The sequence below is a fragment of the Sphingobacterium mizutaii genome (assembly GCF_900187125.1).
GTDB classification, from domain to species: domain Bacteria; phylum Bacteroidota; class Bacteroidia; order Sphingobacteriales; family Sphingobacteriaceae; genus Sphingobacterium; species Sphingobacterium mizutaii.
Genome location: NZ_LT906468.1, coordinates 2761198 through 2774250 on the forward strand (window position 1 = coordinate 2761198; position 13053 = coordinate 2774250).

Genomic DNA, 13053 nt, shown 5'->3' on the forward strand with positions numbered 1-13053 from the left:
ACTCCTATCTATCCAGTATTTTTCAAACTTATTTAAGATTTTTAAGTTAATATAATATTAGCTTAACATTGAATCAATCTTAAAACTACAATTTTGACCAAATAACTAAACCGTTTTAATACACTATGAGAAAAACATTAATTGTTAGTCTCGCCCTATGCCTATCCTACCCTAGTTGGGCAAATGTGGACTTGAGACTTGCTGAGCCTTTCAAAGCTATTGGTTCAGAACTGCGACAATCGACTATCCGAGGTGTCGTAAAAGATAAGGATGGAAATCCTTTATCCTCCGTCACGATTACTAACCTGACCACCCAAAAGTCCACTAGTACAAATGACAATGGTGAGTTCGAAATTGAAGCCAATCAAGGGCAACAATTGCGGATCAGCTACCTAGGTTTTGAAGCCCAAAACGTAACGGTTACTTCCAGTAATGTGCAGATTACCTTGAGCCCTGATGACACCAATTTGGAAGAAGTGATTGTGGTTGGTTATGGAACGCAAAAGAAAGCCAACCTAACCGGAGCCGTAGACCAAGTAGGTCCTGAGGTTTTCGAAGGAAGGGTATTGGCAAATGCGAGCCAAATGCTGCAAGGTGCGGTACCTAACTTAAACATCGTCCCTGCCGATGGTAAGCCGACCCGTAACCCCAGCTTTAACATTCGTGGTACCACTTCTATCGGACAAGGTGGAAGTGCCCTAATCCTGATCGATGGAGTTGAAGGCGACCCATCCTCTCTTAACCCGAATGATATCGAATCGGTTTCCGTTTTAAAGGATGCCTCATCATCGGCAATCTACGGTTCACGAGGTACTTTTGGAGTGGTTCTCATTACCACAAAAAGGGCTAAAGTTGATCGCACTAGCATTACTTATTCGGGAAATGCCTCCTTCCAGAAACCGATCGCAAGACCCGATTTTATAACGGACGGTTATACCTATGCTTCCCACTTCTTCACGGCTTACAATGCCTGGAACAACTATTCATCCATCCCTAGTAAACTGAACAAAACACAGATCTTCACAATGGAATGGCTTGAGGAGTTCAAACGCCGCAAGGAACAGGGAATCACCGAAGAGGTAACAGTTGATGAGAAAGGAAACTATGTTTATTATGGCAATGAGGACTATTATGGCACCCTGATCAAAGACAACACCTTTGTGCAGGACCATAACCTTTCCATTTCTGGAAACTCTGGAAGATTCGATTATTACCTATCCGGAAGAACTTATGACTACAACGGTATGTACAATTACAATACCGACAATTACAATACTTATAACACCAGAGCAAAGGCAGGAATGCAAGTCAACGATTGGTTAAGGATTACCAATAACATCGACTATTCCTTTGCTAAATATTGGGATCCTTCCACAGCGGGTGAAGGTGGAAATATCTGGAGAAATATTGCCGATGAAGGCCACCCTTCCTCGCCTATCTTCAATCCAGATGGCTCCTTCAGTTTCTCGGCAGCATATACAGTCGGTGATTTCATTTATGGTAAAAACGGTACTGGAACAAAAAATGCTGACCTCCGCAATACCACCGCATTCGAGACCAAATTCTTGGACAATTCTCTAAGGATTAAGGGTGATTTCACATTCAGAAACCGGGACTTTAATTCTACCCGGGTACGAGTACCGGTTCCCTATAGTGTTGCTGAAGGTAAGATGCTGAAACTGGAAACTTCCATGAACAACAACATCTACCTCGTGGACCAACAATGGAGATACCTTTTCGGAAACTTATACGGAGAGTATGAAAAAACCATTGGAGATCATTATTTCAAAGGCTTGTTAGGATATAATTATGAGCAACGCGTTTATGAATCCGATTACATCACAAAGACTGGTCTACTGACCGAAGATGTTGACAATATCAACCTGGCTTTAGGTCAAAACACCACCGCAACAGCTGGTTACAACAAATACAGGAATATCGGGGTCTTTATGCGTGCGAATTACATCTATAAAGATCGATACCTATTTGAATTTAATGGCCGTTATGATGGATCGTCTAAATTCCCGATCAATGAACAATGGGCATTTTTTCCTTCCGCATCCGTTGGATGGAGGATCTCCGAAGAACCTTTCTTCGAAGTGGACAAAAGCGCGATCTCTGATTTAAAACTAAGAGCTTCTTATGGTTCTTTGGGTAATGGTAATATAGACCCTTATGCCTTTATGGACCAATATTCCATCAGCATTTCCAATAGAGTGATTGGCGGTGTAAAAAACCCATATACCGGGGTTCCTGTGGTTATCCCAAATAACCTAACCTGGGAAACAGCAAGAACAGCCAACATTGGTTTGGATCTATCTGCTATCAACAATAAACTGACCTTTACAGCCGATTTCTACCAACGTAAAACCTTGAACATGTATACCGTTGGCATGACCTTACCAGATGTATTTGGAGCAGCATCCCCTAAAGGAAACTATGCCGACATGACCACGCAGGGTTTTGAACTTTCCCTTGGCTATAGAGATAGCTTTGAAGCTTCAGGAAGTCCATTTAACTGGTCCGTGAAAGGAACTTTGGCTGATTATGTGTCAACCATTGATCGCTACAACAATGAAACCGGAAACTTATCCGATTATTATATCGGCCAGACCCTAGGAGAAATATGGGGATATGAAACCCAAGGTCTTTTCCAGAACCAAGCCGAAATTGATGCAGCAGCGACCCAATCTTTAATTAAATCTTCCAATTCTGGTAAGATCTATCCAGGTGATGTCAGGTTTGCAGATTTAGATGGCAGCGGTGTCATTGACTATGGAACCAATACCTTGAATGACCATGGTGATAAAAGAATCATTGGCAACAAAGAACCTCGCTATATCTATAGCTTCAACCTGAACTTGGATTGGAAGAACGTTTATATCTCCTCCTTTTTCCAAGGTGTAGGCAAGCAGCAATGGTATCCTGGAAATGAATCTATCTTCTGGGGACAATACAACAGACCTTACAACAACCTACCTTCTTGGCATGTGGACAATTACTGGACTGAAGATAATCCAAATGGGTATTTCCCACGTTATGCAGGATATAATGAATCCATCAAGGTCAATCCACAAACAAGGTTCTTACAGAACATCTCTTACCTGCGAATGAAAAACCTGCAGATAGGTTATAACTTCCCAAGTTCTATCACCTCAAAACTTAAGGTTCAAAGCTTAAGGATTGGATTGTCTGGCGAAAACCTATTTACCTGGTCTCCATTCTACAAGAGAACAAAAGATTTAGATGTGGGCAACTTAAGACCTTCGGATCCTGATATCTCAACAGGACATGGCGATGGTTTCAATTACCCGGTTATGAAAAGCTATAGTTTTAACCTATCTATTGGATTATAATCATGAAAACATTAAGAAATTTATTATATCTACCTGCTATCGCATTACTGTTTAGTTCTTGTGAACTATCTGAAACGCCACAAGCAACCGCAACCGAAGATGATATCTTTGGAACCGAAAACGGATTGAAAACCTACAGTATTTCATTCTATAACAACATTACCTCTGGCTCAGATGCCTTCAAAGGCGATGCCATGACCGATTACTCCGTTGTCAATAGCCTCAATGACTTTATGGTCAAGGGCGCTTATTCTCCTGAAGTAAGCACGGGCTGGTCTTGGTCAACCCTGAGAAACATCAACCAAATGATAGTCAAGAACAACCGCGAGGAAGTCAACGAAACTATCCGTAATAATTATAACGGTCTAGCTCGTTTCTTCAGGGCTTGGTTCTATTACAATATGGTGGTCCGTTTTGGCGATGTGCCTTGGATAGACCATCCCATTTCACAAGATGAAAGAGAAGTCCTATTCGCAAAGCAAGATTCCCGTGAAGTGGTCGTAAAGCACATCATGGAGGACTTGGATTATGCTTATCAAAATATCACGGAGAGCGCAGGCGATGGAACAGTAATCAACAAATGGACGGCATTAGGTCTAAAAACCCGAGTAGCACTTTTCGAAGGGACCTTTCGTAAATACCATGCTCTAGATTTACCAACTAAACCAGATGATTTCTTCAAAATGGTGGTTGATGCCGGCGATATCCTGATGACCCAAGGTCCATACTCCCTAAATACAGCTCAAGGGGTTAAATTATCTCAAAGACAGCTCTTTATCAGTAATACCCCAGTGACCTCTGAGGTCATGTTGGCAGTAGCATTCAGCAAGGAATTGGCAATCTTAAATGATGCCAACTGGTGGTGGACTTCTGCCACCTATGGACCAAGATTGAGCTTATCTAGAGAATTCGTGAATAGCATCTTGAACATCGACGGAACACCGTACACCGACCGTGCAAATTATAAAACAGAAGAGTTCTTTGAAGAGACCCAAAACAGGGACAATCGTCTTTCGCAGTTGATCCGTACACCGGGATACAAACGCAATGATGCTCCGGCTCCGCCGAACTTCAGCAGCTTTACTTATACCGGGTATCAGCCTATCAAATATACCTTGGACGACAGTTTCTATGATAATGGCGGATACAACACCAATGCAGTTCCATTAATGCGTTTTGCTGAGGTCTTATTAAATTATGCCGAAGCAAAAGCTGAATTGAAACAATTATCAGTTACAGATTGGCAGAAAACAATTGGTGCACTTCGTGCTCGTTCGGGCGTGACTGGAGGAATCAATGCATTACCTACAAAGGTTGACCCTTTCCTTCAAAAGACTTTCTTCTCTAATATTTCCGATCCTATCTTGCTAGAAGTTCGTCGCGAAAGACAGGTTGAACTCGCTCTAGAAGGATTTAGGTTCAATGACCTGAAGCGTTGGAAATTAGGAGAATTAATGGCAAACCTTCCTTGGACTGGTATTTATGTACCAACCTTGAATACTTTAATGGATTTAGACCATGATGGTAAGATGGATGTCGTATTCTATGATGGAAGTCAATCTGGACCATCCATTACGGTACCTTCAGGTGTTGCAAAAGTCGCTATCGGTGGAAAGGCGACCAACTTCCAAACCCTTACTGCGGATAAACACTTGGAATGGTTCAAAGCCCAACCTCGTACTTGGGATCCTAACAACAAACAATACCTGTATCCTATCCCGGCTACGGCGATTGTAAAAAATGAAAACCTGGTACAAAACCCAGGTTGGTAAGAAAAACGGTTAATTATTATATTCTAGTGGCTGCTCCATTTGGCAGCCACTTTTTTTTATAAATCTCCAATTTCATTGACCACAAACCATTTATTCCTTAGATCCATTGGGGTACTTACCTGTGGTCTTCCATCAGCATCCCGATAGGCAACCGTCTGTCTATAGACAAAATTACCCCAGTTCCGATTCAGGTCATTCTGCAATGGCCACAGGTTCGATACCTGATCCCTGCCTCCAAACCCTAGGTCTTTGACATGGTCAAAATCATAACCCGATAAGGTCAGATGATAATTCTCTGTCATCAATCTTCTGAACCTATCCTTTTCAGCGCCGCTGCCAGAGCTCGAACTCCTTTGCAATTTATCCCCTATCCTTACAAAATTATCGCTATCAACCCCAATCATAATAAACTCAGTACCCTCACCAGGCATTTCATTCCTACCACCATAACCCCTTCGGGTTGTTGGCGGAAGCTCCAGTCGGGTCCTTCGGTCGGCTGGTGCATATTCAATCGGATCTGGTGGATTCATGCCCCTGCTTCTCCATAAAGAATCTTTTGGAATCAGGTCAGTCATAGCAAGCAGATGTCCGCGTTTGGTCCAACGAATGGTAATTGGATTTTCATAACTTCCATCTGGCAAATCCCCTTCAGAGATCAATATGGCTACATGTTCAGAAAGATTATTCAACATCAGATCCAATCTGGCTTTCTTAGCCAAAAATGCCACACGCCTCTCTTCCGGAGTCAATGTCCTAGGAATAAAATTCATCTTTTCACGGTCTATTTCTTGCGCTATAGGTATAGCTGCCTGCTGTGCCCTTTGTTTATCGGCATCATTGGCAACAGGAACATTTCGAATAAAACTCTCAAATGTTGTACCCCTTCTACTGGCCACCATCAAAGTGGCATTTTCCTCTTCTCCGTTAAAATATAACTCATGGTCCCTGCCATCCCTTGCCCTAAACGATTTCATCGCTGTCCACCAACCCACAATGGCTGCTACAGCTTCACGACCACGATCAACCAACCAATCTCCCGCTGCCAGCAATCGATCCACTAACCAATCTATCTTCTCATCTATCCATTCCTCAGCCCGAGTGGCCATTTCCCTAATCCTTCTACCTACCCGGCTCATGCTTACCTGATTGGACAAGAACTCTAAAAACAATGGTATTGCTCGCTGCAAATTATTCTCAAAACGCCGAGCCGCATTCATAAAGGTACCTGCCATCACTTCCCCTACATTATCCAACACCCCTTCGACCAGTTCCAAGATTTCCCTGGCCCTATCGATAGCAGTTTCGACAGCTCTATATAAGGTCACGATGGAATTGACAACTGCCATGATCCCTGTCGGGTCCAACATGCTGACCAGCCTTGCACTCACCCGCGTGATAATATTGCTCACGATCCAATCAATGACCGAATCAACCAAGGTTTGCAACAGTTCAGCACCACGATCCCTGATCATGCTAATGATTTCATCCAAACTATGTTCATGGAGGGCAACGACCCAACTCCATGCTTGGGCGGCTGCTCGACCGATCCTTCCGATCCATAACCGGACCCTAGCGGCCAGCTCTGCCCCTCTTTTCCGCTCAATGCTCCGATACACCTTTTCCATTCCCACACTGAACAGGCTACCTAACATTTTGAATATCTCCGAAAAGTTAAATGCCCTAGGAATATAGATCGGACTACCTTGGACAGCATCAAACAGCCAAGTCGTAAATCCTTCTCTCAAATGGGTCCATTTACGTTCAAAGAAACCTATAAAGCCCAACTTCGCCGTCTGCAGCATATTCACAAAGAATACCCTAGGCCTTTCAATGATACTATCAAAAACTTCAAAGGCCTTATTGAATACTTTTACTGCCAGCTCTGCTGGAAACCTCAATACCTCGAGCAATAGGTTAAACACTTCCCATAGTGCACCTTTTACATCACCATGCACAAACATCATGTTCAATATCAGCATGCATCTGGTCCGCATGGCCGTCCAAGCGCCTTCAACATCCTGAACCTCCCGAAGCAATGGGATATGCTTGAATATATATTTTACAAAAAAGGCAATTATTTTATCTCTGATACATTTCGGAATCCTATGGAATAGATCATCCAAAATCAAGAATCCTAATTGAATATAATTGGTCATCGCTCGACCTATCTTCGCCAAGATCCTAGTTATCGGTTGCAAGAATGTTCTGATTCTGGCAAATGCAAGCTGCAGATTGACAATCAACTGGGTTGCCTGTACATTTGCCCAAGCTTCCAACTCCACAAACTTTTCCGTCAACCAATTCACGGCCGAATTGATAGCCGTCAGCATCAAGACAGAAACATCCTGAGGGATACTTTGCAAGGAAACCACCGCTGTACGCAAGGTACCACTGATCATTGCGATCTTAGCACGCAAGAAATTACTCAAGCTTTGGATCGATTGAAACAAGCCCGGTATCAAGACCCCATTGATAAAGCCTCTTTCCCGAATGATGGCATCCCGATGCATGATATAATGCCTAATCCTGGAGGCAGCATACATGATTCCGGTTATCATCGCACCGGCAACAATAAATGGCCCCGCAGGTGACAACAGCAAAATAATGCCGCCTAATATCATCAACTGGGTTTTATAAGGTTCAAGAGTTTGTTTTACCTCTTCCCAGAGGCTCAATACTTTCCGTTTGATCTGTTCCCATAGACTATCCTGATCATCCCCTTCAAAGCCTATCGCCCTAGCAAACCAATGCCAGATATCCGCATAAACCGAAATGACGGTCTGTATATGGTTCCATATCCTTTCCGCAACCCATTTGATGCCGTCCCAGATCCTACCGAATATCCTCGAGACAAAATCCCAGATCGGCTTGCCGATATCATTCCAAACATGGTCAATAAAGCGTTTGATTGGAGCCAAAAAGGTCTTGATCCTATCCAAGACAGGATCGGCAATCCCTTCTAATATATTATTAATGAAATCTGTGGCTTCCACAAAAGGCGAACAATCCCCCTGTTTCAAGCGCTCAATGGCAGTAACCATCCAAGCCTTGAAAAGATGGAAATTGGTCTTGATCATACTGATAATGGAAGCCCCTAATCGAATAGGTTCACTAAAGGTATTCACCGTGCTGTTCACAAAGTTGGCCAGCTTCTCCTTAGCCCAATTCGTGAAACCTTTGACCCTAAATATCTCATAGACCTCAGGCGATGCCTCCCTCAGCAAGGACCACAATGCCTCTTTGGCCTGTTCCAATAAAAAGCCATCCTCCTCATCCTGCTTGGCAACCCTCTTTTCGGTTTGGCTCAAACTCGGATTGACTGCGGTATGCGATGGATTGGTACCAGCAGCATGGGCCGACTTCTGCTGCACCTGCTTCGGTCTAGCCCCAGCTTGCTGTATGGTATGGGTCAGCTCATGGGCCAATAGATGCTTTCCAGCTGGACTATTGACATCAAACTTGCCCGTATTAAAATAAATATCATTTCCATGGGTAAATGCCTGCGCATGCAGGTCCTTACTCATTTGAACCGCCATGCTATTATCATGCACCCGGACCTGCGAGAAATCAACGCCAAAGGAATTTTCCATCTGCCTTAGGATAATCTCTGGCAAGGGTCTACCTGCCCCCTTCGAAGCCGATAAATTATTCTCAACAGCATTAGTTTGCTGATTCGTAAATTGATTCTGGTTACTTACCTTCCGCTGTACCGCATCATCCCGCTCCTTTTGATTCGCATTACGCTCAGGGCTCACATTCCGCATCAGCTCAGGCTCATTCTGCAGCCTACGCCTAGTCTGGTTCCTTAAGGTTCGCCGGTTCTGTAAGCGCAGATTCATTCGCTGCCTCTTGCCATCTTCCAGTACCACGCTCATCTGGCTTTCATTGGCAAGCGCCTGCTTTTGCAAAACCTCCTCCTCCTGAGCCTTTTCCTTCCGTTGGACTTTTTGCTTTTCCTCCTCCTTCAATTGTAGCTCTTCATTTCCCGCCTCTTTGCGTTGCAGCTTGTCCTCATGTTCACATTTTTCACATTTCTTCTGAACCAATGGCGTAATCGAATGCCTACTTTCATCCCTTTCCTTCCCTCCGGCTTCCTTCTCCTCCATCCTTTGTACCACCCGATCGGCAGTAGCATCAGCCTCCTTCTCATAGCGATCATTCGGCTCCGAAACATTCAACTTCGTCTGGACAAAAAAAGCATGGCTCTCCGACTTCCGCTGAAAGAAATCAGCATGCGAAGCACTATCACAAAAAAATGATGAATCAGCCCCTTTAGAGAAAAAAGAGCTGCTCGATTTGGCAGGACTTGCCACTGACTTTGCTTCAGCAGCTTTCATATCGGAATCGTTAGGACATATCCCTTAAATTTCCGCAGGAAATGCAGAAATAGCAATAGCTAGCAGTAGTCAATTTATTGCTAAAAACCAATTACCCAAACTACGCATTAACCAAACAACCAGCCGAAGATTTTATCTTTTTAGGTCGGTATAGATCTCAATTAGGTTGCTTTCAGGATCGCGGAAATGGGCAACCCGAATCCCCCAATCATCCATATCCATAGGAACGGTAATAAAATCGATCCCCTTTTTCTTTAGCCCAGCATAGGACTCATCCACATTCTCGACCTCCAAAATCAAGGCAAATTGATCATTCGAACCACGCCTGTTTTCCATGGCCGAAATACCCAAGGCCATATTCATCAACTCCGATTTAAAGAGCGCCAAGCCCCCAGGTATGCCAATATTAAAACTGGCATAAACCTCTCCCAAATCCCCATGCACACATTCCAGTCCTAAAGTTTCCTTGTAAAAGTTAAAGCAGGTATCAAAATCCCTTACCAATAACCTGATATTGTTGAGTTTCATAGCGATGATTTTTAGGTTAGCTTAAACTAATATACTGATAACTATGAAGCTAACAGCATAAATATTTGTTTTGTTTTTCGCAAGTAAATAATTGACTCCAGCCTTTCCTGGTTAAATACGAGAATAGTTAATTTTTTGATCACAATTAACTATTTAAAACATAGATTTTTCAAACTCCTAACCAAATAAAAATGGCAATTATCCTATTGCCATTTTTATTTCACCTATGGTTAACTCACTACCTCTTCCTTCCCAGCAATCTATTGATTTCTTCTAGTGTAAAATAATCACGTCCACCTATTTTAATGGGTTTAATAATATGGTCATTTTTCATCCTGTAATAGGTTGATTTACTTATTTTAAGCAGTTTAATTAGATCATCAGCATCAATAAGAGTATTATCAGGAATTGGTTTAGTGTGTTTAGTCTGTTCGTTAAAAAGTTGGGCACTTTTAAAGAATTCACTGTTTGTTCGGGAAATCTCGGTATGATCGACTAACGTTTCATACATTTTTTCCAACAACCTTCTCACCCTCAGCAATTCATTGAATCTTGGTCTGGATGGATTTTCGTTCATATATTATGATTTGATTACTATCATGTACTTATCCAATTGCAACTCTACCCTAATGATCAAATTTAATTTTTAATTAAACACTATGAGTAGCTTTAACGTTAAGAAATTGACATAAAAGTATTAAGCACATCCCCTTTCCAGCTACCTTTCGACCAATTCTTTGACTTCTTCAGCATTCAGGTCCTTTTCTAAACTTTTTATTTTTATCAGTTTAGCCTAGCGTAAAAAGGTTCCTACAAATACAATAGTAATCAGGAACATAGCGATAGCGGCAAGGCCAGCTAATGGAAACTGTCCATTAGGGATATAGATCTCTTGGATCTGTATATAGCCAGCCCAGAGGGTAATAACCAGCATAAATATCCTTTCCCCTTTCTAAATAATTGTACATCTACCGGCAAAATACTTGTGAAATTCTGTCTATATCGCCAAAATTTTATAAAAGTCTGTTGGCTTAGATCTTGTGCATTTTCATGGGAATTTGTTTTCTTATAGAAACCAGAATATATTCGGTCATAGTACTTATTAAATATGTCCCGAAAACTATCTTCATCAATTTTTAAATTCATTTTGACAGGCTCTTTTCACTTATTTCCTCTGAAGCCAAATTGGTCAATTACTTTTATTGTCTAGTTTACATAATTCTTTAATTATCATTTATATATTTTCTAATTTTTTAAAGTAAACATCAAGGAATTAAGCTGCTATAATATTAGAGTCTCCTAAAAACATGTTTTAATCGATTATTTTTTCCAAAAATTATTCTCGATGGATTTATGAGCAATTCAAAGCGGGAATCTAGCTATGAGCAAGAAAATTTTACACTCGTAGAAATTGATTTTTCGGAAAAAATTGGTTTTTGATGAGCCATTTTATATTGACCTTGTTTTACTCTCATTCGAGACATATTCGGAAAATTCCGAATATGTCTCGAATGAGAGCAGGAAGAGATCAGGAAATTCTGATAGAAATTTATTTTTTGTTTCGAAGGATTATTCTGCTGTGTTTTTCAGTTTTTCTAGGATTAATTCGGCGCTATTTTCCTTTTCCGCTCCAGAGTTTTCGCCTAAATTTTCATTTAGGTATTGTCGGTACTGATAATTAAAATCTTTAAGGAATTGAATTTGTTCAATCCGAACTATTCTTTTAGGAGTAAGGGCTCCGAACCATTCCTTGTCATTTTCTACCGTCCAAGTTACTTGATATAGGCTAGCCTTTTCAGGAAAACCATGCCGATTGGAACTTTTTATTTCTTGCCATGCTAAGTCATTCGCATAAATTACCGACATATTGCCATCCTTTGGTTTATTCCACAGCGTTACGGGATGCAATAGCAATGGGTTTTCAGGTAAATCTTTGAAACTTAATCTTGAGGCTTCAACATTAAGCAATGTCCCTGTATGGTCTTTACAACTTATATTTAGTGCAAACATACAGGCAATAAAAATATATAGGATATTTTTCATGTTAATTCTTATTTAAGGTTCGTTAGCAAGAATGGCCTAGTAAATACATAATCACTTTCTTTTAGTGGCTTATGGCAGTTTGTACATTCCGTCGTTAAAATTGCTTCTCCACCATAAGGTTTCAAGTCTTTTCCTCGCCATCTTGCCCAGCCCCATCCCAAGCTGTTCTTAAATTTTTGCGCATCCTTGATCATAAATTCCACCTGAAAGAATTCTCCGCTAGAAAGACTTCCGTCTGAATTGGTCTTAGATTTCCATGCTGCCTTCGCAAATATGGCCCCATCTGGCCAAGGTTTAACTTTATTGTCCTGGATTGCTTTTACGGCGATATCATTTGCATAGATAAGCCGCATGGTACCATTATCAAAGCGATCTGAAAAACTGATCAGTTTCCAATCTTTATAATCGGGGATATACTCGATGCCATTGGCATTCGGAGCAACCACAATCTTTTCTTCCTTTTTAAGTGAAATCAGGGTTTTATTGCTATCTACCCCTTGGCTTGGATCAAATGCCTTCCTTGGAGTCCGCTCTTTCAAATAACTTTTTAGGAGAGCGATATCATTTTCGGAAGGCTTGTTATCTCCATGTATATAGCTATATGATTTCAATGGCATTTCCCCTTCCAATATTTTATTCAAACTGTAATATAGCAGATTGTTTCTGGCGGGATTTCCTAAGGAATCCCATTTTGAGAAATCCAAAGCTTCCCTACCCTTCTCAATATGGCCATTGACAAAATAATCTAGCGGTACTATTTTATCATACCAACTGAGATTGCTTTGGGAGGAATGGCAATCGAAACATGATTTTTCTATAATGGCATTGATCTCCTCGGGAACTCCTGCCAATGGCTTTGCCGGGACCGACTCAATGGGATCGGCTTTTACAAAGGGTAAAAATTGCAAAATAACGATGCCGACAAATAGAATTAAGGGCACAAAAAATGATTTATTCATCTTAACTGATTTTTGGTTCATTAATCCAAAGTTACCTTGTAACCTTACGGAAAGCAGC

8 protein-coding genes and 1 pseudogene are annotated in these 13053 nt (G+C 41.5%); 2 read left to right on the forward strand and 7 right to left on the reverse strand.

Going from position 1 to position 13053, the window contains the following annotated elements; translation table 11 throughout:
• Positions 1-125: 125 nt before the first annotated feature.
• Positions 126-3356, forward strand: a complete 3231-nt coding sequence (locus CKW03_RS11900) for a SusC/RagA family TonB-linked outer membrane protein (RefSeq protein ID WP_093097201.1) — start codon at positions 126-128, stop codon at positions 3354-3356.
• A 2-nt stretch (positions 3357-3358) separates the two neighbouring features.
• On the forward strand, positions 3359-5128 hold the full coding sequence (locus CKW03_RS11905) for a RagB/SusD family nutrient uptake outer membrane protein (protein ID WP_093097205.1): 1770 nt from the start codon (positions 3359-3361) through the stop codon (positions 5126-5128).
• A 56-nt stretch (positions 5129-5184) separates the two neighbouring features.
• On the opposite strand, the gene CKW03_RS11910 is transcribed toward CKW03_RS11905, so the two are convergent.
• The 7 genes and pseudogenes from CKW03_RS11910 to CKW03_RS11935 all read right to left on the reverse strand — a co-directional run bounded on the left by CKW03_RS11910 (position 5185) and on the right by CKW03_RS11935 (position 12995).
• On the reverse strand, positions 5185-9465 hold the full coding sequence (locus CKW03_RS11910; RefSeq protein ID WP_197700935.1) for an eCIS core domain-containing protein: 4281 nt from the start codon (positions 9463-9465) through the stop codon (positions 5185-5187).
• A 132-nt stretch (positions 9466-9597) separates the two neighbouring features.
• On the reverse strand, positions 9598-9993 hold the full coding sequence (locus CKW03_RS11915; RefSeq protein WP_093097209.1) for a VOC family protein: 396 nt from the start codon (positions 9991-9993) through the stop codon (positions 9598-9600).
• A gap of 238 nt (positions 9994-10231) precedes the next feature.
• Positions 10232-10570, reverse strand: a complete 339-nt coding sequence (locus CKW03_RS11920) for a helix-turn-helix domain-containing protein (protein ID WP_093097211.1) — start codon at positions 10568-10570, stop codon at positions 10232-10234.
• Positions 10571-10786: 216 nt separating this feature from the next.
• Positions 10787-10927, reverse strand: a complete 141-nt coding sequence (locus tag CKW03_RS20760; RefSeq protein ID WP_236736469.1) for a hypothetical protein — start codon at positions 10925-10927, stop codon at positions 10787-10789.
• A gap of 62 nt (positions 10928-10989) precedes the next feature.
• Positions 10990-11139, reverse strand: a pseudogene (locus CKW03_RS20915) (RNA polymerase sigma factor); the annotation flags it as partial.
• A gap of 423 nt (positions 11140-11562) precedes the next feature.
• A complete protein-coding gene (locus tag CKW03_RS11930) occupies positions 11563-12036 on the reverse strand; it encodes a hypothetical protein (RefSeq protein ID WP_093097217.1) in 474 nt (157 codons plus the stop codon).
• Between the two features lie 8 nt (positions 12037-12044).
• Positions 12045-12995: a cytochrome P460 family protein gene (locus tag CKW03_RS11935; protein WP_169919000.1), complete on the reverse strand. Its 951-nt coding sequence runs from the start codon at positions 12993-12995 to the stop codon at positions 12045-12047.
• Positions 12996-13053: the final 58 nt, after the last annotated feature.